This is a genomic window from Vibrio crassostreae (genome assembly GCF_041439375.1).
GTDB classification, from domain to species: Bacteria; Pseudomonadota; Gammaproteobacteria; order Enterobacterales; family Vibrionaceae; genus Vibrio; species Vibrio crassostreae_D.
The window spans coordinates 74,021-97,289 of the sequence record NZ_JBGONY010000012.1; the positions used below are offsets into that span (position 1 = coordinate 74,021).

The 23,269-nt window shown below is 45.1% G+C and carries 8 protein-coding genes; 7 read left to right on the forward strand and 1 reads right to left on the reverse strand.

Features of this window, described 5'->3' with window-relative positions; genetic code table 11:
* The first annotated feature begins 74 nt into the window (after positions 1-74).
* The 7 genes from ACED45_RS07730 to ACED45_RS07760 all read left to right on the forward strand — a co-directional run bounded on the left by ACED45_RS07730 (position 75) and on the right by ACED45_RS07760 (position 9,760).
* A complete protein-coding gene (locus ACED45_RS07730; protein ID WP_371713681.1) occupies positions 75-1,259 on the forward strand; it encodes an OmpP1/FadL family transporter in 1,185 nt (394 codons plus the stop codon).
* On the forward strand, positions 1,259-1,948 hold the full coding sequence (locus tag ACED45_RS07735; RefSeq protein ID WP_371713682.1) for a hypothetical protein: 690 nt from the start codon (positions 1,259-1,261) through the stop codon (positions 1,946-1,948). The genes ACED45_RS07730 and ACED45_RS07735 overlap by 1 nt, the downstream gene beginning before the upstream one ends.
* A 238-nt stretch (positions 1,949-2,186) precedes the next feature.
* Entirely contained in the window at positions 2,187-3,299 is a 1,113-nt protein-coding gene (locus tag ACED45_RS07740) for an NADH:flavin oxidoreductase (protein ID WP_371713683.1), read from the forward strand.
* 419 nt (positions 3,300-3,718) lie between these two features.
* On the forward strand, positions 3,719-4,354 hold the full coding sequence (locus tag ACED45_RS07745) for a CatB-related O-acetyltransferase (RefSeq protein ID WP_371713684.1): 636 nt from the start codon (positions 3,719-3,721) through the stop codon (positions 4,352-4,354).
* A gap of 204 nt (positions 4,355-4,558) precedes the next feature.
* A complete protein-coding gene (locus tag ACED45_RS07750; RefSeq protein ID WP_371713685.1) occupies positions 4,559-6,205 on the forward strand; it encodes an ABC transporter transmembrane domain-containing protein in 1,647 nt (548 codons plus the stop codon).
* Positions 6,202-8,454 carry an ABC transporter transmembrane domain-containing protein gene (locus ACED45_RS07755; RefSeq protein ID WP_371713686.1) on the forward strand — a complete coding sequence of 751 codons (2,253 nt, stop codon included), beginning with the start codon at positions 6,202-6,204 and terminating at the stop codon, positions 8,452-8,454. The genes ACED45_RS07750 and ACED45_RS07755 overlap by 4 nt, the downstream gene beginning before the upstream one ends.
* Entirely contained in the window at positions 8,447-9,760 is a 1,314-nt protein-coding gene (locus ACED45_RS07760; RefSeq protein WP_371713687.1) for an HlyD family type I secretion periplasmic adaptor subunit, read from the forward strand. Before ACED45_RS07755 ends, ACED45_RS07760 begins: the two co-directional genes overlap by 8 nt.
* A 107-nt stretch (positions 9,761-9,867) precedes the next feature.
* On the opposite strand, the gene ACED45_RS07765 is transcribed toward ACED45_RS07760, so the two are convergent.
* Positions 9,868-23,049, reverse strand: coding sequence for a VCBS domain-containing protein (locus ACED45_RS07765; RefSeq protein ID WP_371713688.1), 13,182 nt, complete (start codon positions 23,047-23,049; stop codon positions 9,868-9,870).
* Between the last annotated feature and the right edge of the window lie 220 nt (positions 23,050-23,269).

The window sequence follows — 23,269 nt, forward strand, 5'->3', positions numbered from 1 at the left end:
GATATTCCCTTTTTTTATAGGGCTTTGCGATAACCTTAGAACATTTTAATGTCTAAGGCTAAATGAGCATCCTGATGAACAAAACTTTTACTTACTCTCTAGCTGCCACTGCAATCTTTACTAGCTTAAATGCATTCGCAAGTGGCCTGTTTTTGCAAGAAGCTGTCGTTGCCAACGCTGGTACTACTGGTGCTGGTGACGGTGTTTACACACGCTCTGCGGCGGCGATGTGGACTAACCCTGCCACTATGTCTCACATGGGTGAAAGCAAAACGACTATCAATACAATGGCGTTTGATCTTGAGATGAAATACCAAGACAACGATGGTAACCCAGATGGTAAAGCTCATTCAATCCTGCCTTCATTTGGTGCGTTCCATGCTCATCAAGTCACAGACAAATTACACCTTGGTATTGCGTTAGGTGCAGTAGGTGGTTCTAGCCTTGATTACGGCAGTGAATGGGCGGGAGCTGCACTTTTAGAAGATATCACCCTAACCGCTATGCAAGTGAACCCATCACTAAGCTACAAATTGAACGATCAATGGTCTGTAGGTGCAGGTGTTCAATTCAGTTGGGCTGCGTTTCAACAAACAACGTCAATGCTTACTGCTAAGCAAGATACTGACTGGGCATACGGTTATAACCTTGGCGTAATGTACACACCTACAGATAAACTCAAGTTAGGTGCTAGCTACCGTTCTAAACTTGAGCATGAATTCAACAATGATGTAAACGGTAAGCTAGGTGCTAACGTTTTGAATTCGTTATCGACAGATATTGCTTTACCTGAAATCATCGACGTCAGCGCTAGCTACGCATTGAACAAACAACTTGACCTATTGGCGAGTATTCAGTTCCATCGCTGGAGTGCGTGGGATGAGACAGTGTTAGATTTCGGAGCAACTGATTTAGGCGGAATTCCAATCAAGCGTGACTGGGATGACGTTTGGAAGTTTGCGGTGGGTGCTGACTATCAATTGAATTCAGATTGGCGTTTAAAAGCCGGCTTCTCTTACGAAACCTCGCCACAAGATGATCCTTCAATGCAGTGGGTTGACCTTCCTGTAGGTGAACAGTACCGCTACTCGGTAGGTGCTTCAACTTATTGGGATGACATCTTGATCGACGTGTTCTACGAATACGCAGATTTAGGTTCAGTTGACATGAATCGTAATCTAGCCGATACACCGGTTACATTGGTTAACGGTTCTTTCGATGGTCGTATCCACTTTATTAGTGTTAGTGCGACCTTCTAATGACATTACGTACTCTATTACTTGTTGCTGCTGTAACGTTCGGGTCTATGGGGGCTTTTGCTGAAGAGAAGCACCCTGATGATCCGACTAAAATCGTGACCAAAGCCGGCGTTGCTTATAACGAAGATTTGCAGTTCTCTGGGTCTATTGGGCTTGATGAAGCGCGAATGATCAATGCTCGTGTCAATGCAGACGGTGAAGAGTGGCGAATAGGTGGTTCATGGTTGTTGCCGATGGGTATCGTGAACTTCAACTTTAGCCGCTCTGAGTATGATAACGATGCTTACAAGAACAACTACAGTATTGGTACATTTATACCACTGAGTTATTTTGATATTGAGCCTTTCGGTTGGCAAATCTTCCCTATGGCTGGTTACAGTTATAATGATGGCGAAGTGGCCGTGTTCGATGATGATAACGTTGGTTCTGACTATGTATTGATGCCGAGTTCAACACACGGTGGCTACATTGGGGCGTTTGGCCTAAAAACGATAACCGATGAATGGTCTATCATGGGCTTCGGTGGCGGTTCCATGGGCTCTGATGATTATTCAGGATATTGGATGGGAATCGGCGCTAGCTACAAATTGAGTGACGCTCAGTCGTTCAATTTCTTCACTATTTTTGCCGAGGATGACTTTGGTGAAAATAACAGTGTCGGTGCTTCTTACACCTATGAATTTAAATAGCTTTTCTGACCATTGTCTTAAATAACTAGAACTGAGTGTAGGCTTACCGATTGGGTGAGCCTACTCTTAGAATCTATTCTAATCCTTTTTTGTTGGCAATAGTTGCCTGTTTCTTATATGAGAGTGCCACTCTCTTAATCTAGATTAAGTTTTGCCTGCCATATTCTCTGTAGTATCCGCGCAATCAGCCTCACGCTAGATGGGGTAATTGCGTAGCACGATTGAATGAGGAATAGATTTGAGTATTTTGTTTACAGAAACCCGCATTGGCACCATGACACTGAAAAACCGCTTTATGAGAAGTGCGACGTGGGAAAATATGGCAACTGAAGATGGCCATATGACAGATAAACTTTACGCTATCTATGAAGAGTTGGCTCTAGGTGAGGTTGGCTTGATCGTGACGGGTTACGCGAACATCGTTGAAGAAGAAAAGCCGAATGCGGGCATGATGGGGATGTATAATGACTCATTCATTGCAGAGTATCAGAAGCTGACTCAACTGGTGCACGATAACGACTCTAAAATCGTGATGCAATTGGCTTATGGTGGCACTAAAACCACGCATGATCTTGGCGAACGAGTGATCTACGCACCAAGTGAGGTTCCAGAAAAAGGTACTCAAACACTAGGCAAAGCGATGACCAAAGATGAGATCGACTACATTGTTGATGCCTTTGCTCAAGCGTCTTTGAGAGCACAGAAATCAGGTTTTGATGGCGTTGAAATTCATGCCGCTCACACTTACCTGATTAATCAGTTCTTAAGCCCTTACTACAACCAACGTGAAGATGAGTACGGCGGTAGCTTAGAAAACCGCATGAGATTCTTGTTAGAGATCTATATCGCGACGCGTAAGCTGGTGGGTGATGATTTCCCTATCTTAGTTAAGCTTACAGCTTCGGAGTTTTTTGAAGGTGGCGTCACCTTTGAGGAAACACGTATTGTGTGTAAAAAGCTTGAACAAGTGGGCGTGGATGGCATTGTCGTGTCAGGTAATATTCATGGCAAAGCAGACACTATGATTGGCGAGTCGCACGATGGTTTTACCATTCAAGCTGAAGGCTACTTCCATGAGTATGGTCACGCGATCAGCCAAGACGTTAATATCCCAGTGATCACGGTTGGCGGCCTAACGGATTTTGATGCTATCGAAGCGATTGCAAACAACACGGGCATTGAGTACTTCGCGCTTTCAAGACCGCTGCTTTCTGAACCGCATTTAGTGAAGCGTTGGAAGGAAGGGGATAGAAGCCCTGTTGAATGCGAACGATGCTCTAAATGTCGTACTAAGCGCGGTAACTTTTGTGTGGTGAATAAAGACAGAAAAGTACAGCTTGCACGCATGTAGTCGCTGAGCCCAGCTCCAAGCGTGAGCCGAAATTTATAGCCGAGTCTAAGTTTGAGCCTGTGTAATCGCGCAGGCTCTTGTTCATTCCGTATTCCACGAAACGAAATTTGAAACCTTATTAATCACATCTTCCTGTCAAATTGGCGCGACTAAACAGTTACACTACGCCTGTAAATTATCCAACCAAGTTATCGATAAAAACTGAGCAAACTTTGAAACTACTTCCTCTTCTTAAGCAACCTCGAATCCACTGACGCCTCTTTAGTTTTAGCGACATTGCTATGATTTAAGCGTGATACTCACTATTAGTCCCAGTGAACCCTGTGTTTATAGGGCGTTAGTTTGTGCACCTTGGATTTGCATCGTCGAACATTTTGTTAGTTAACGAATAAAACTAAATAGATCATTCAGAGGTAAAAATGCAAAAGAAGCATTGGTCCAAATTCGAGTTGCTGCATGAAGTCGTAACCAACCTCAATATTCATGTAAAAGGTCAACACAGTTATTACAGCGATTGCTGGGATAATGGTTTTGAACAATCGGTAGTGCGTTATTTACACGGCGACGAAGTCAGCCGCCAGTGGGAGCCTCGATGGGAAATCGACGAACTCTATATCGGTGATTATGTCTGTATTGGCGCAGAGGTCGTGATTTTAATGGGTGGCAACCATACACACAGAGTTGATTGGTTTTCACTGTATCCATTTATGGATGTCATCGACGACGCCTACATTGGCAAAGGCGATACTCACATTGAAGATGGGGTTTGGTTAGGCATGAGAGCGATGGTGATGCCCGGTGTGACGATTGGCGAAGGCGCTGTGGTTGCAGCGAGTAGTGTGGTGACTAAAGACGTCGCTCCATACAGCATTGTCGGTGGTTCTCCAGCTAAAGTCGTCAAATACCGCTTTGATGAGTCCGTTATTGACGAACTCATTTCATTCAAAATATACGAGTGGCCCTCAGATAAATTTGAAGCGCTGAAACCGTATTTATGTAACTCAGACTTTTCAAAGCTAAAGCAGGCGATAACGGATTACGACAATTGTTTGTAAGGAGCGCTTGTAAGGAGCGCTTGTAACGGGCGTTTGTAAGGAGCGTTTGTAAGGAGCGTTTTTAAGGTACAGGTATAGCCACAGATTTGTGTAGAAAGATCTGTGTCATATTTATATTGAAAAACACGTTAAATCAGTTCGTTACCTTGCAATACTCAACATGGTGTACCAATCTTATTTCATAAGCATGGATAAGGATTGTGTATGCCCGCAAGTTCAATGAAAAACAAAGGGGTGGTGGGGAAAGTCCTACTGCCTTCTTTACTCATAAATCTTCTCTCTCTCGCCGTTCCGTTAACGGTTTTACAAATTTACGATCGTATTTTACCTAACCAAAGTTACGGTACTGCCACTTTGTTGTTGGCGGGTGCAGCGTTGGCTGTTGCCATGGAAGCATTGATCCGGTTTGTGCGTACTTGGCTTTTGTCAGCCGCGGCCAGCAATACCGAGAAAGCGACCTATCAAACTTTGGTTGAAAGAGTAACAACGGCTTCATCAGGCCATCTCCGCCACATTGGTGTTGGCGGCGTGGAAGAGGGGCTTGGTTCTGTATCCAAAGTCAAAGATTGGTATTCCGGTGGTGTGATTGCAGGCTTTATTGATTTGCCTTTCGCATTGATCTTCTTGGGTTTGGTGGCTTACATCGGCGGTGAGCTGGTGGCGATACCTTTGGCAGTTTGGCTGATTACTCTTGGAATCGTTTGGTTATCTTCTATTCGCGTTAAAAGCTTGAGTGAAGAAGCTTCCCAAGATGAGCAGGAGCGAAAAGCGTTCTTGATTTTACTGAGCCAAACCATTCAGGGAATCAAACGCCAGGCCGTTGAGTCTCGAATCTTTAATCAGTTTAAATCCCTCAATAATGTTCGCTCTCAGTCTAAAGCGAGAGAAGAAGAACAGAACGCCTTCGCCCAAGAATGTATTCAGCTTGCTGCATTAGCCACGTCAGTTTTACTCGTGATTACGGGGAGCTTGTGGGTGTTGGATGGCCAGTTAACCACTGGTGGCTTGGCGGCATGTTCTATCTTATCGGGCAGAGCCGTCGCACCTTTAAGTGCTCTGGTTGGGGTTAGAATCAAGCTTAATTCAATACACAGTGCTAATCAGGCAATAGAAAAATTGAGTGACTTATCACTATCGGACTCTTCAGATTCTGAGCAAGCTGAGAACCACTTATCTGACTTTGAGACGTTGGAAATCAAGCAAGCGACCGTTGAAAGATACGGTGAACTCTCTCATGCAGATGTCACACTGAATAAAGGTGAGTTGGTGTTGTTAGAGAGTGAGGATCGCCACACTAACAGTCATTTATTGTCGTCGATTGCAGGTATTGATGATCTAAAAGCGGGTGAGTGCTTCATTAACGGAGCTGCAGTTTCAATCGCATCGGTAACCAACATTGCTGCCTACTGTGGCGTTAAAGGGCAGTTGGTGTCGGGTACTATTCTCGACAACTTGTGCGGGTTTGACCCTGAGAAAACGCAAAGCGCCAGTGACTATGCAAAGCGTTTGGGTTTAACCAAAGAGATTACTCGATTACCCGATGGACTAGAGACACAAATTGGCCATACGAGTGCTTCTTTGTTGAGTATGGGTAACGTGAAAATGCTCAATATCGCGGCTCAATTGGCAAGTGACAAACCCATAATCATGTTGGAAAGGCCGGATTCTTCACTTGATTTAGACGCCCTTGGGAATCTAGCTAAGGTGTTGGAAGAAGAAGTAACGGCAGGACGCACGATACTGATGGTGAGCTACCATTCGAAGCTTCGCGAATTGGCTAATCGAATCATTACAGTGGAAAGTCGAGCTCTTACGGTCGACAGCGAGAGCAATCAGGAGGCCGTCGTATGAATCGTTTAGATATTGGTAACCCTTTAGGTACGAACAACCGTGCAGATACCAGCGGTCGACAAGAGGTGATGAATCATTTAGAAACCGAGAGCCTTTCCGTTCTTAAGCAGTTGGAAGTTAATGCTAATATCCAGTTGTTCGCACATCAATGGGTCGATGAAAATGGCATTGAATCAATCGACGATATGTTTGCCTTGTTCGACAGGCTTGCACTGCCTTATCGCTTGGTTGCCAACCTAGATGACGTTGGTGAACATAAATTGGTCTTGCTGGTGCTTGGTGAAAATGAGCTTGTCTCTGGTCATTTAGAATCCAAACAATTTGTTGCCTTTAATGCCAATAACGACATCACCGATGTCCCTCAGTTTTGTATTGTTATCGAAGGGCCACCATTAGAGAAGGCCTCTCCTGATTGGGTTGGTGAAAGGTTACATGCGTTTCGCCCCATCATTCCTAAATTGTTATTGGTCAGCTTTATCACTAACTTATTTGCGCTTGCTGTTCCCTTCATCACGATGTCGATTTATGACCATGTGATTGGTGGTGATGCAGGGCATGAGTTGCAAGGTATCGCCATTGGCGCGGCGTTGTTGTTTGTGATGATGGGTTGGTTGAGAACATTACGTAGCCGAGTGTTTGCTTCAGTTTCCAACCGAGTAAGTCGTGAGATTTCTCAATCCCTCGTGCAGCGTCTGCTTCGTAATAGCTATGCTCAAAATCAGCAAACAGCTTCTTCTAGTCAGCAAAACCAAGTGATGTTGTCAGAGCGTATTTCAGGTGTGCTATCGGGGCCATTAGGAAATGCGTTATTTGACCTACCATTCATTCTAATTTTTGTACTAGCGATAGGAGTTTTAGGCGGATGGTTGGTACTGGTTCCAGTCGTCTCTTTAATCCTTTATTACTTGCTAGCAAAACGCTCGATACGCTCTAGCAGCAAGCGCTCGATGCAATCGACAGTCGCAGGTACGAATCGTCAAAACATGACTAATGAGCTGTCATCCAAGCTTGCCTTTATTCGCAGTGCTGGCTTCTCTGAGCACTGGATTCAACGCTTTAAAAAGGCCAATCTTCTTGCCTCTACAGTGACTTTCAATCAATCGGTTCTCCAGAGTCGGTACACCTCGATTTACTATTTCATTGGTGTGGGCTCGACACTCGCCGTGATGGGGTTAGGCATAGGACTTATTTTTGAACAAGTGATGACGCCCGGTGGTTTGATTGCTTCAATGATGTTGATATCTAAGGTGACGGGTCCTGCTCAGGTGTTGGCAAACAGCGCGATGCGTTTTAATAGCTTTAATCAATCCAAGCTGCAAGTGAACCGTATTTTGTCTCAGCCGTCTGAGCGTGAATTCAGTTACCAGCATCACCCGTTACCCGTGGTAGCGCCTAACTTGAAATTAGACCAAGTGACGCTGCGCTATCCCAAACAGAGTCGCCCCGCTTTGAATGGTGTGAGTTTTGATATTGAAGCCGGTGAAGTTGTCGCGATTACCGGCCCTTCTGGGAGCGGTAAATCAACATTAATTGAAGTGCTGTCTGGCTTGCAGCCTATCCAAAATGGCATGGTCGAGCTTGAAGGCGTTAACCTCGTTCAATACGACCCGCAGCTTTATCGCCACTGGTGTTTCATTCGAGCCGCATATCCTGATTTGCTTACGCTGAGTATTCGAGAGTGGCTAAACGACGGTCACAAAGTCGAAGATCAGAAAATGATCTCTGCAATTGAAATGGTCGGCGGAAAGCGTTGGTTCGAGACATTATCAGGTGGGCTCGATACTTCCATCAGCAGTATTCAGCCGGACAGCCTTTTTGACATGTTGTCTGGCAGCGTCGCGCAGATCCTAATTGATGCAAAAGCGCTGGTTTATGACTACCCAATGTTCTTAATGGATAATCCTGTGCCTGATGCTCACCCAAATGCTAAACGTATATTTGGTGAGTTTGTGCAGTCGAAAAAAGGAAAAGCAACGGTGATTTACACGTCCCACGATCCGGATTTAATCAAGCTTGCCGATAAAGTGGTGGTATTAAATGAAGGTGCAGTGGTTTATGCCGGTCCATTAGAGCCGGAGCAGTCTTCGAAGCAGGAACAGCCTTCAGAGCCTCAAGCTTCTCAAGAACCGCAGTTATCTGAGCAACCGTTATCTCAAGAGCTACAGCCGTCAACTCAAGAGGCGTCTGCTCAACAAAATGCAGCCCAACAAGAACAATCAGAGTCTAAGCAAGGAGTCGCTAATGACTAAACAATCTATCGAGAAGGGCAAGCGCTACGGTGAGCTTGTTGAATCACAAAATACGGCTCGTACATTGGCGCTGGCCACATGGTCGGTTGCCTTATGTGTTATTGCTTTTGCCACTTGGTCTGTAGTCACTCAAGTTGATGAAATCGCCAAAGCCAAAGGTGCTGTGATTCCAGAAGGCGAGAAGCAAGTATTACAAAGCGCGATTGGCGGGAAGTTAAAGCAAATTCTCGTTAAAGAAGGGCAGTTGGTTGAGAAAGGCCAGCCGCTTGTTGAGTTTGATGCCACTTTCCAGCGTACCGCCCTTGAAGAGCTAAAGTCCCAACAAGTGACGCTTCTAGCCAGTGTGGAACGTATGAATGCGCTGCTTGAGCAGCGTGAGCCTAGCCTTGCTGAGTTTGAGGTCGATTACCCAGAGATCGTCAGCCAACAAAAAGCGCAGCTGAACGCGCAAAAAGCCCTTTACTTCCAAAAGCGTGTGGTGCTTGAGAAAGAGAGCGAGCAAATTGCAGAGCAGCTTCGTAGCGTAGAAAAGGCCTTGCCGAGTTATGAGAAAGAGTTAAATGCGACTAAGCAAGAGTTGAACATACTAGAAAAGGGTTATAAGTCGGGTAACATTTCACGCTTACGTGTGCTTGAAATGCGTCAAAAACTGGCCAGTATTGAGCAGAAAATTGAAGAAGCTCGTGGCAAGAAGTCGGTATTGATTAGACAAGCTGACAGTAATGACCAAAAAATCATACAGCTTCTGGCGGAAGCGAAAGCTAAAGTGAGCGATGATCGTTCTAAAGCCGTATCTGACTTATCAGCATTGAATGCTAGAGTTCGTTCAAGCCAAGCGAAATTGACCAACACCATGTTAGTGTCGCCGCTACAAGGTTTGGTGCAAAGCCTGCCAAGCACGCAAAACGGTGGTGTTATTCAGCCGGGTGGGACAGTGGTTGAAATTGTTCCTGTTGGTGGGAAAGCCGACTTTAAAGCTCGTTTGTCGCCAAGAGATATTGGTTTTGTGAGTGTAGGGCAGCCGACTCGTATCAAAATTGATGCGTTTGATTACAGCCGCTTTGGGGCGCTAAAAGGGGCGGTTGAGAGTATTTCACCGACCACAAGTCAAAGCGAACGTGGCGAGATCTATTATGAAGTCGTCGTCTCGGTGGATGTTCCTTATTTCCGTGATAATCCGGAGAGCTTTTCTATCTTGCCAGGTATGACGGGCGAGGTAGATATTACAACAGGTGAGAAGTCTGTATTCCAGTATTTATGGAAACCGATTTATACCAACGTGAGTGTCGCGTTTGGGGAGCGTTAGTTTGTTTTATAGTTAAAAGTTATAACTGAAATTTAAAAGAGAATAGAAATAAAAAGGAACACTAAATAGTGTTCCTTTTTTGGTTTTAGTGATTGGCATTTTATGCGTTAACTATTGGGATCAATGCCTGGTAAATCATCCACTTGATGATGTTGCGTATCATCGTGATCTTGTTGGTTAGTATCATGTTCATGCCCTTGGTGTTCAAGCGCACCCGATAAATCTAGATGCGCCACACCATCATGTCCTAATACAATATGATCCGCTTCCGCCATCACAATATCCATATCAGCAGGTAGTTGATGTTCAGGTGCATCTGCTACAGGCGCTGTAGGTGTAATCCCCAATGCATCAAGATAAGCAGCTGCGCCAGTAACAGGGTGATCATTTACTGCTTGATGTTGGCTATCGGGGACAACGAGACCAACATCATCAAGGGTGACAGAGAGATCTTCACTCGTATCAGCACTAAAGTCAGGTTCATCATGTTGTACTGGCGGAGTTGGGGCTGGTGACGTAACAGCAGTTAATGGATCATCAACCCCATTCACATTAATTGTTATTGTATGAGAAGCTGTATTATCTGGTGAGTTTATTGTAAAGGTTTCTGTTCCACCATGCGCAGAGCTTAATGAATTTGTAGCGGCAAGGTTATTATCAAGGTGATATACCCAATCACCATTGGCTGCTAATTCTAGATGTCCATAAGTTCCTGCAATGTGTGGATCTGGTGTGAACAGATCTTCACCATGATCGGCATCTTTTAAATTCAAGTGACCAGCTAAGGTATCCTTCGTAGCATCTTCTGTAATTGTACTTGCGCTTTTACTTGTCATGGAACCATTGATAGTTGCACCATCATTTTTACCCGTAACCGCGATAATAACTTGCTCGGTAGCGACCTCTTTACCATTTTGTAAACCATGAATGGTGAAATGCTCTTGCTCTACCTGACCTGCTTTTAGAGCATTAAGATCTTTATTGGCCCAATGTTGATCGCCATCATGATCAAGGAAATAAATCCATGTACCACCTGTTGATATTTGCAAGTGGCCATACTTACCTTGAAGCATATTAGGGGTGCTATCTTGCCCTGTAGCTTGTTCATGCCAGATAATATGTTGACCATTATGATACGCATCTAACTGTCCATTCGCTGAATGTTGACCCGTTGCTCTATCATCTTCATTCACATTGGCGTGTGCAATGCCACTTGCATCAACATCAGTAACCGCGATATGAAAATCATAGGTACCTGTTGCGCCCTTAGCATCTGTTGCCGTGACCGTGATATCTAAGTCACCGTCTGCGCTATGTGGTGGAGTCCCCCAGATGCGCCCAGTTTTCTCATCAAAATGAAGCCAACTTGGCATACCTAAAGCTGTATCTTTACCTTGCCAACCTGGGTTTACGCTATCAGGGTTGACTGCTTCCTCAGTATGTTGCGAAACAGCTAAACTTAACGTAAAGCTATCTCCCTCTGCATCGGTAAATAAATTTGATGGGAGCGTCAGGTCGATTGCATGACCTTCACTATCGTCGGTATTCGCCACTGCGCCCGTCACTTCAGGAGCATCGTTTGTACCTCTTATACTAATGACAATGTCTTGGGTGGTGCCATCACTGGCGGTCACCGTTATTTTATCCTGAACTGATTCACTCGCATTAAGTTTTTGAACTTTCGTTTGATCAATCTCATAAGTCCATTGATTATTAACCATTGAAAAATGTCCGTAACCATTGACTCCACTTTTATCATGAAAATCTGCAATTATCGGATTTTGCCCTGTATCAACATCCACAATATTAAGGCTGCCATGTGCAGATACAGTATCACCGATATCTCCCTCTTTGAGGTTGGCAGAAATATCACCTTTAAACTCAGCCTTGGTATCGCTACCTGTAAGGTTAACGGTCACCTGATGTGTCACACCATCGGAGGTATTAAAGGTAAAGGTCTCGGTCGCTTTTTCGCCATCCGCTAGCGCAGTGGTTTTGTCACCACCAACAAACGACCAGTGCCCATTATGCATTGAAAAATTGCCATAACCGTTATCACCCAAACTATCGGTTACATCAATAAAGGTTGCTGGTACTGTATCTGGGTCATTAATGAGTAAATCTCCCTCGACACGGTCTACTGCATTATAGGAAGCAGTGGCACTATTGGTATTACGGGTAAATGTCATATAGCCATTATGACCGTAATTTGGGTCTCCCATGTTCATGACCCATTGTGTTGTTTCAATTTTCATACCATGGGCTGCGCCTCCCGCTACACCTGCCCCCACTATTGCATACCAACGCCCTGCATTAGGGTCATTAGCTACGACCTCTGGGAAGTCAAAATGGCCATCAACATTCGCTAGCCATGCTCCTTTGGCGACGGTTAAGTCTGCATGGGTATTGGCGGCACTCCCTTCCGTCATTGACAACGTATCAGTACCACTAACCGTAGAAATATCATCGACCGGTATGATTTCGAAATTACCTATTTTAGGAAAGGAATCGGTATGTCCATCATTTACGGTAAAGCCAAATTGCACGCCGCCGTTATAATCTTGAGCAGGTACAAAGGTTATTTTACTGATATCAGCCGTTAACACATCTAAAGGAATACTGATAGGGTGGCCGTCATACTCAAATTGCCCTTTAAAAGCATCTGGCAGTGCGGTAATCGTTATATGGTCAAGCTGGTCGCCGTGATCTTTATCGATAAAACCAAAATCTTTAGCGCTAAAGTGTTGTGTTGTATCTTCATAAATCGAGTGAATATGCTGAGCAATTGACGAAACAACTGTTGGTCTGTCGTTGGTGCCAGTGATTGTAATGATTAAGTCTTTTTGATCTGTAGCGCCTGCGCCATCAGTTACCGTTACAGAAACGCTTACTTGTTCAGTTTTACCTAATGCTAAATGATCGTAACCCGCATCGGTGGCATCAAACTCATAACTACCATCTGCATTAAGTGTAAAGCCTGGAACATGCTGACCCGTCGTTGGCGTAATTGCCGTGTATGTAGCGCTATCACCAGTATCAACATCTGTTGTTGTGATTTGCCCTTTATGCGCAGTATGGCCACCTTCAATAGCGGTAACGGCTGAAGTAGCATCAATGACAGGTTTGTCGTTAGTACCATGAATCGTCGACGTTAGTTGGTGTGTTGTACCATCCTTAGAATGAACGGTTAGGGTTTCGGTAAAGGTATCACCATCGCCGAGACTGTTAATATGGGTGTTATCGTTGTCAACCTTGTAGAGCCAACGGCCGTCAGCATGCAGAATGAACTTCCCTATACCCTTATCACCTGCAACCCAGCTACCCGTTGCTGTGCTACCCGACCCCGATGGAGTGCCCGTAGGCGTAAACAGGGCTTCACCTGCGTCTGGATCCTGTACATTGAGCTGATTCTGGTTAGTTTCAATTACCCCCGACGACTGTACGTGAATATCTTCTTTGATATTCGCGCTATCGGTGCCTGAAATCACCGCTAAATCTTGTGTATCGGTGATACTACCGCTCATATCAATACTATGACTATGGCCGGCACTTGATGTTGCAGTAATGTGAGGTGTCACACTGCCTGAGAAGTCTTTTGGTAGCGTTATCTGCAGGCCGTTCGATTCGCTTGGTGTAATTGTCCACGTTTTGGTATTCGCATCGTAACTACCAGCGCTTAGCGTTGCCCCTGTAGGCAAACCTGATACCGCAAAAGTGACAGCTGCATGCGCGTCTGTTGGGTCGATAGCGGTTAAGGTAAGGTCGTAAGGCCCCTTGTCTTCAACACCACTAATTGGTGGAGCAGAAACAATGACATCACCCGCTTGTGCTGGGTCTAGTATTACCGGTGCCGATGATGCGCTATGCGCACTGGTACCATCCTGATTTTGAGTGGTTGCTTCCACGGTAATAATCGCATTGTACGTAACACCAGATGGAATGTTAACCTCGAGCGAACCACGTGCCCAACCCAAGATATCTAAGCCATCTTTTTGGTCCGTCGCATCGATGGTGTGCGTATGCGTACCATCAGTGACAATTGAGCCAATGGGCAGACCGTGTAGATGAACAGCTTGGAGCGCGTCGTCTTTATCGTGTGGCGTCACATCGGCATTGATGACTAAGTGGTGTGGGTCATTGGTAACATTGATTCCTGCCGTGTTTATCACGTGCGAATGGTCTGACCCAGAAGGAACTACGGTGCTGTGGAGCCCGGTATGATCAACAATACCTCCCCCGTTCACCCCTAGATCGATCAACACATGTTTTGGATCTAGACCCTGCTCACCTAGTGGCCCTTGAGCTACCTGAGACGCTGCAACTGCTTCTTTTACTACCGTTACGTGTTCGATCGTTGCGACGATGGGTGTAATGGGAGGTACGTTTCCGCCGCCGTGATTCGAACCGTGACTCCAGACAATATGGTCATGTTCATATCCAGTAGCATAACGCCCATCTCCAAGTGATATAGGGCTTCGACCCGTTCCGATTAGTAGCTCGGTCGAGCCTGCACGCTCGACAATAAACTTGGGCACATTCGCGTGGCCACCGCCGTAAGGGATCGAGATAGCTGGCGCCTCAAGAAAGCCATCTTCCGTTAGTGTCATGCCAGCTTTCGGTGCTGTTAAATAATGTTCACTCGAACCGCTGTCGCCCAGATAATGCGTTGGCATACTTTCAGAGTTTGAACCATCAGGATAATCAACAGGCTTACCATTATCGAATATCGACATGGTGGGCGCTTTAATGCCTTGCCCTTCATCCACAACCACCGTTAATCGGTGGAGTTTGCCATCGGTAATATCAATGTGGGTTTCAATAGGATCCATGCCCGAAATCCAAACGGTAACACTGTGGGGGTTTGTAAGGGTTACTCCGCCGTTCCCGAGTTTCGAACCATCCCCATAATAATGCATTTGAGCATAATCCAATTTACCTGGACTACTAATATGCCCACCGTACTGCGCGATCACATCACCATTGTGGTAACTCTCGCTCTTATCAAGCGTGATGCCCATTTCAAAGGTCAGCGTATCTCCGTAGTCTTTAGCTGTGTGGTCACCACCGCCATCAGGGTTAAGTATCGAATCTATTGAAAGATGATGGGCAGAATCCGTCTGAAAGCCTTTTTGCGGTGCAACAGAAAGGTTTATATCCGCAGCGTCGGTAACCGATGCTACGGTTACCGTCATATGGTTATTAACATCGGCATGGCCATCATTGACCTTGTAGCCTAAAGTGATGTCACCCTTATAATTTTCTTCAGGATGTAGCGTCCACGTACCATCGTGATTATCAGTTACTGTGCCGTGGCCACCATTAACAGTTACGCTGTTGATATCCAGGGTGTCGCCATCTACGTCGGTCGCTCCAGCCAAAAGCTGCGATTTAGTCAGGACGATATCGGTGTCTTCTGTGGTGCTAGCGCTCGTCGCTACGACCTTTGTTGCATCGTTGGTTGCTGTTACATCAAATGTCGCCGTGCCAGCAACTGTTGAGTGCCCGTCAGTGGCTGTAAACGTAATAGCGATGTCTGTGCCATGATAGTTAGCGTCGGGGGTGAAGACAAAGCCATGCACAGCATCGCCCGATAGGGTGCCATGCTCAGCGGTTACAGAACCATCGACGATGGAAAGGGCATCACCATCTGCGTCTGTGGTGTTCGCCAATAAGTCAGCCGCGCTAAAATGTTTGGTGGTGTCTTCTGCCGTGCTACCCAAGTCAACGGCTCCGCTGACGACAGGTTTATCGTCCGTGCCGTTAACTGTGGCAGTTAATGTGACATCAGTGCCATCTTTGGTATGAACCGTGATTGTCTCGGTGAAGGTTTCCCCTTCTTTTAGACCCTGAATAGCCGTATTTTGGTTATCGACATGATATAACCAACGCCCATCTGCATGTACTATAAATTCGCCGACACTTTTATCGCCTGATATCCAGCTACCTGTTGCAGCACTCCCAGTTCCATTTAAATGCCCAGTGGGTACCATAAGGCTTTCTTGGTTATCTGGGTCCACAATATTTATATTGTGCTGGTTTGAACTGATTCGATGATTATAGGCAAATACGTTGTTATCTTCTGTTAGTTCACTTGCAGTGGTTGAACCACTAATCACTGGTTTGTCATTCGTACCCGTAATTATCAAAGTCGCTGTCTGCTTTACAGCTCCGCCATGACTATCACTAATATTATATGACAGTGTTACTGTTTCAGTTTCTCCGGCAGCTAAATGTTGAAATACTTGTGTATTTGAATCAATAATTAACGTGTGACCATCTTTAGCTAATGTTAAAAAAGACGGCATAGTAGCCGTTTTTGTATTGGCCCCTATTTGATATTCGATATGGCCAACAGATAATGTATCGCCTGTATCAGCATCAGTAGCACCAGAAAGAAGATCTATTGCACCCATTCCTGAGTCTTCAGCTTTGCTGCCAGTTACTCCGGAAGTAACTGAAGGAGGGGCATTTACAAATAATGAAATAGCTTGCGTTGCTGATTCAGATTCACTTCCTGCTGAAGCTGTTGCTGTTGCATTAAAATGCAAATCCCCATGGAAGTTAGCGTTATGAAGGTTAAGTTCTAAACCATTAAGGTCTGATTTATGCAGAACCCACATTTTTGCAACCGCATCGTGTGTACCATGATTTAGTGTAGCTGCATCAGGTAAACCGCTAATTTTTATTAACAGATCTTCAGTATCACCACCCGTATCTGTTGTAGCCACATTTAAATTTAATGCAATAGTGGTGCCTTGCTGTGCATCTGGTGCTGTCGCATTTAGAATTGGCTTATCTAGTGAGCCTTGAATAGTGATTGTGACATTTGTGGTAACTGAAGTACCATCTGTTGAAGTTGAGGTCACTGGAATGACTTCAGTTAATGTCTGATGTACACCAAGGTGATCAACGTCAGCATTATTATTATCAATGGTGAAATGATAATGGCCATTACTATCTATGGAGAAATGGCCATATTTAGTTGCGTGATCAGCTTGTACCGTGAAACTTGCAGTATCGCCTGTATCAACATCTGATGTTCTTAATTCACCATTGATTGTTGTTTGAGCTGCATCTTCTTTTATTTCTGCATTAAGTGCTGCAGGCGTAATATTTTGAACCGTATGGCCACTGACTTGTAAAATAGTTTCAGCAGAATGTTCACCTGCGCTATTTTCGACATGTATAGTATGTTTACCATCAGTTAAATTGCTTGCAGAAATTTCCCAATGGCCATTAGTATCGGCAATAACAGAGGCTATTTGATGATTACCGTCCATCACATTGATTGTTTCACCTGCAGTTGCAGTGCCACTATAAACAGTATTACCTACTTGTAGGTGTTGATATGAGTGATAGTAGAGGTAATCTACTTCACTGCCACCGCCTGTACAAACACGATTTAAAATCGCAATTGTCTGATGGCCTGTGTTATCTTCAAATACAGCTATCCCGCCTGTCCATGCATTGCCATGGCCCGTTGCTCCGCCAGAGCCTGTGTTTACTGTATCTGGAACTCCATTTGTATGCCACCAATCATGGTTATCAATTCGGCTGAAGCCACCTGCGCCACTATGTGCTGTTGTTGTTGTTGCAGGGTTTGTTATCCAGTTATGATCTGATCCAGGTTTATATAGTCCGACTAATTTTACCCCTGATCCGACACCGACCTGATCTGTCCCCCAACGTGCCATATTTTCTGCATTGCTTGGCGCAACATCAATGTTGGCGCCTGTTGGGTTTGAGATTACGTCAACATCTTGTAATTTTAAGGTGCTTGATGTGCCTATCGGCGCTGCGTGTGCTGACTCGATGATAGGTTTATCGTTGGTGCCTTGAATGGTGATATCTACAATTTGCGTCGAGCCATCACTGGCTTTAAATGTGTAGTGATCTTGTACCGCAGGTTGATCGGGATCGAGATGCTGAACTTTGCTCTCGTCTAGGGTATAGGTCCATTGGCCATTGCGCATTTCAATATGGCCGTATGTTGTCGCCGTTGATGCTACATCTATAAAGCTTGGATTATCTCCAGTATCAACATCTGTAATTGATAACTGCCCTGTAGCAGTAACGGTATCGCCAATATCACCTTCATTAACAACAGCTTGTCTATCACCTGAAATAACTGAAGCATCATCTGTATTGGCTATGTGCAAGGTATTCGTTGCTTCTACTGAATCTGTACGACCATCGTTAACGGTATATTTAAATTGTACATCACCATTAAAGTCTTTGGTCGGTACAAATTGTAGTTTGCTGATATCGGCAGTTGATATACTTTGACCCGCACTTACCTCTTGTCCATCAAGCACAAATTTACCTTGGGATACTGCTGGGATATCTGTGATTGTGATGGCATGTAATGTGTCGCCACTATCAACATCAGTAAAACCAAACTGACTTGCTTGCATTTGGTAGTGGGTATCTTCAGTGCCATGTGCAAGTGTCGTCGCAGTTATGGTCGGTTGATCATTGGTGCCTGTCACCGTTATTGTTATATCGTGAGCAGTGTGGTCTGCAGAATAAACACGATATACAACTTTTTCTACTTCACCTTCAGCTAATGATTGCAAGCGACTATTGGCTACTTCATATCCCCAAGCGCCACTTGGTGTAATGCGTAAAAAACCACCAAAGGGATCGTGAATCGCCTGTTCTCCTAATAACAGATTGACCTGAAAATGGTCTTGCCCTGCATCAGGATCTGTCACACTCAGCAAACCCGATGCGGCGACAGGTTGTAATGAACTAGGACCAACATTATGATCTTCTTTAATTGAACCAGTATCATCGCCTGAAATCACAGCAGAATCACGGGTGGGAGTGAGAGTTATTGAGGCTGATGTAGCGACACTTCCACCATGTGCATCCTGCACATCATAGGTAAAGGAGACTTTGCCGTTGTAATCTTGGTTAGGGTGAAAGGTGAAGGTTCCGTCGTGATTATCGGTAATCTTTCCATGATCCGCGACAAGATTTGCTACAGAGAGTTTCCTCGCATCATTGTGGTCGATGTCTGTAGCGTTGGCGAGTAAATCAGAAGCATGTAGAACGACATCTGTATCTTCAGTTCCAGCCGTAAGTGTAACTGCGGAGCTAACAACTGGAGCATCATTGTCACCTTGGATAGTGACTTGAATTTGATGAGGCGTACCATCAGCAGAACGTACAGTAACAGTATCAATTAACGTTTCACTACTACCGAGAGATTGAATCTTTGCGAGGCTATTATCAATTTCATAGCGATATGAACCATTGGATTGAAGAATGAGTTTTCCACCTTCCTGTGTTGTATATCCGGTATCCCATGTGCCTGTTTGTTGGTTTTGATGAAGATTCCCATCAAAATGATCTTCTCCAGCATCGGCGTCAGTAATGGTCAATTGGCCGTTGTATATGATCGTATTACCGGAGTTTAGGGTAAGGTTATGATCCTCTTGAACGGTAAAGGTGTCTTGTCCGCCAATAACTGCTGTATCACCTACTGCACTCAATGAAGTGGTTGCGCCCGTATGCGTAACCCCGCCGTGAGCATCTTGCACATCATAAGTGAATTGAACCTGACCGTTGTAGTCTTTGGTTGGCGTGAAAGTGAAGGTACCGTCTTGATTATCTTGAATAGAACCATGATCGGCATGAAGGTTCGCAATCGTCAGTTTGCCTAGGTCATTGGTATCCACGTCTATAGTGTTTGCTAAGAGTTCGGCGGACGTGATGGTTTGCGCTAGGTCTTCTTTGCCGCTGTTGAGCTGCACTTCTGAAGAACAGTATGGGCGGTCGTTATCGCCATGAATGGTGACAACGATATCGTGTGTGGTGCCATCTGCAGAGTGAACAGTAATGGTATCGGTAGCTGTTTTATTCGCGCCTAACGCTTGAACGATAGGATTGGTGTTATCAAGATCGTACGTCCAAGCGCCATTATCTGTTAGATGTAATGTACCTAAGGAGCCTTGGATATCAGTATTGGCAAAGTGTGCTTCACCGCTATCGGTATCAGTAATGGTTAATGTGCCAGTAGTTTGTAGTTGTGTCTCTTCTGTTACTGCGCCAGCACTTGTACCGCCAATTACAGCCGTATCATTGGTGCCATTTACTGTGATAGTCACTTGATGTGGCGTGCCATCAGCAGAATGAACAGTGATGGTATCGGTAGCGGTTGCTCCTTTGCCTAGCGCTTGAACTTGTGGATTCGTATTATCTAAATCGTAAGTCCAAGTGCCGTTATCAGTTAAATGTAAAGTGCCTAATGTGCCTGCAATATCAGTGTTGGAGAAGTGTGCTTCACCAGTATCTACGTCAGTGACAGTCAGTGTACCTGACGTCTGAAGTTGAGATTCTTCAGTCACTGCACCAGAGTTTGTCCCGCCAATGATGGCCTTGTCGTTAGTACCATTAACCGTAATAGTAATTTGATGTGGTGTGCCGTCAGCAGAATGAACAGTAATGGTATCGGTAGCGGTTGTTCCTTTACCTAACGCTTGAACGGTTGGGTTGGTGTTATCTAAGTCGTAAGTCCATGTCCCCGAATTAGTGAGGTGTAAGGTGCCTAAAGTCCCAGCAATATCGGTATTGGAGAAGTGCGCTTGACCGGCATCAACATCAGTCACAGTCAGTGAGCCAGAGGTTTGAAGTTGAGATTCTTCGGTGACCGCGCCAGCACTTGTTCCGCTTATCACGGCTTTGTCATTGGTACCATTAATAGTAATTTTGATGGTCGAAGGTGTGCCATCAATAGACGACACCGTGAAGGTCTCTTCGACTTTATCGCCGACATTCAATTGATTAAACGCGCTGTTGGCGATGAACACCCAATGCCCATTAGCATCAATAGTTAGGTCGCCGTTAGATCCAACAATGGAATCTGGCGTGAATGCGTTATCTGGGTTATCGACGTCGATACTGGTTAGGGTGCCTGAGGTTGTCACCGCTTTGTCGGTTTCATCGATGGCAACGGTCGCACTGCTGACAGTAGCTGTGTCGTTAGTACCGTTAATTGTCACCTTGATAGTGGACGGTGTGCCATCAACAGACGACACCGTGAAGGTTTCTTCTACTTTATCGCCGACGTTTAATTGATTAAACGCACTGTTGGCGGTGAATACCCAGTGGCCAGTGGTATCAATGGTGAGATCACCGTTGGTGCCTGAGATAGAATCTGGTGTGAAGGTATTGTCTGGGTTATCAACATCGGTACTGGTGAGGGTGCCTGAGGTGGTTACCGCTTTGTCGGTTTCATCGATGGCGACGGTCGCACTGCTGACAGTAGCTGTGTCATTTGTACCATTTACTGTAATCGTAACTTGATGCGGCGTGCCATCAGCAGAATGAACGGTGATGGTGTCGGTAGCGGTTGCTCCTTTACCTAATGCTTGAACGTTAGGGTTTTTATTATCAAGAACGTACGTCCAAGCCCCCGAATCGGTTAGATGTAGCATACCAAACGAGCCTGCAATATCGGTACTTCCTGTGGATGAAGTAGCGAAGTGCGCTTCGCCAGTATCTACATCCGTTACCGCAAGTGTGCCCGAGGTCTGAAGTTGGGACTCTTCGGTTACCACGCCGGCACTGGTTCCGCTTATCACGGCTTTATCATTGGTGCCGTTAACGGTAATTGCAATTTGATGAGGAGTGCCGTCGGCGGAGTGGATGGTTATGATGTCTGTTGTCGCAGAGCCTTGACCAAGAGCCTGAACTTGTGGATTTTTATTATCTAGATCGTAGGTCCAATCGCCATTGTCTTTAAGGTGTAAAGTACCCAGTGTCCCCTTGAGGTCGGAATTAGAAAAATGCGCCTCTTTTGAGTCGATATCGGTGATGTTGAGTTGGCCCGAAACCGTTAGGTCTTTATCTTCAGTAACTTGGCTTGAGCCATTACTTGTCCCGATAGCGAAAAACGAACTTGGTGAATTTGCTGTACTACTCGTGATTACCGCATGGTCGTTGGTGCCATTAATCGTAACCGTAACTTGATGTGCTGTGCCATCGGCAGAGTGAACAGTGACGATGTCTGTCGCAGTTGAACCTTGGCCAAGTCTTTGAACTACTGGGCTATTGTTGTCTAAATTGTATGTCCACGCACCGTCTTTGGTGATGCTTAGCGTACCGAAATTGCTAGTTACTTGTGATGCCTGGAAATGATCTTCTCCAAGATCTGAATCTGTTACCGAAAGCTGCCCTTGAACTTGTGTCGTTAAATCTTCAGTTAACGTGCCAGCATCCACACCCGTAATTACGGCATTGTCGTCGTTCCCGCCAATCGTCATATCGATGGTTTGCGGTGTGCCATCTTTGGTGTGAATTGTGAAACTTTCATGCAGTGAAGTGGCTGCGGTTAAAGCTTGAACATTAGAGAGCGAGTTATCAACTTGATACTGCCAATGTCCATCAGCATCGATAGTTAATGAACCATATTTACCTGAGATAACTTCCGGTGTAACCGAACTTTCATTTTGGTCAGGGTCTATGACATCGATTTTGCCGTTCGCATGTAACAAGCCTTGTGAATCAATATTGTGATCTTCTGTTACGACACCTGTTAAGTCTCCAGAAATACTTGGCGTGTCTTGCTTACCTGTTACCGGTATCTGAACAATGATGCTCGAGCCATTAGATAGGTGTAACGCAAAATGGTCAGTACCTGGTTGGTGCTGATTCAACAGTATGTATTGAGGAGAATTTGGATTCAATACGAATGTGTATTGACCATTTGCATCAACATGAAGCTCTCCGTACGTACCTTTTATGACTTCTGGCATAAAGGTGACGGGTAAAGCGGGCGTCGTAGGCGCATTCGAATGAGTCGGCTGACCGTTACTTCCTGAGGAGATAGTCGGCATCGATACCGAAGGAATGTAATGGACTTGCGGGTGAGAAAGCGTCGATAAATGATGAGAAGGAACCAAGTGAGAGCTCGAACCATGGGCGGCATGACTTGCACTTAAGGTGGAGTTTACGTCGTTGTCACTCGTTTGAGCCTCTTGATGAGCAACCGCTGATGAGTCCGCCTTGCTATGGTCATCGGTGACATCTTTTTCGGTCACGTTATTTGCGGTTACTTGATCTGCAGCGTCGCTGGAATTGTCTATACTCTCTGCATCAGCGTGTTTAGCCAATGATGGCAAAATCATCATGAGTGACTGAAAAAGTGGGATATTCACTTTTAGATGTGAATGCAGTCTGCGCTTCTTTTTTTGTGTTGGTTTCTTTTGCTCTAGCTCGTTACTTTTCTTATTTTTGATTTCTGTATTTTTCTTGTTTGTTTCGACGTTTTTTTTGTTAGCCATTTTTATCATCCGTGAATCGTGGTTGCACTATCTTAAGTAAAATACACAGATAGAGGTTTCGCTAGCTAATTGGATAATTTTTAAAGAAAAAACTGCAAAGTCGAAGAATTATCTCATTTTGATGAAAGAGAGGATGAATACTTTTTCAACGGTCAGGTAAATATCGGCACAATGGCATTGACCTTACCCTAAGGGGAACGTTTATAGTTGCGTTGTAAAT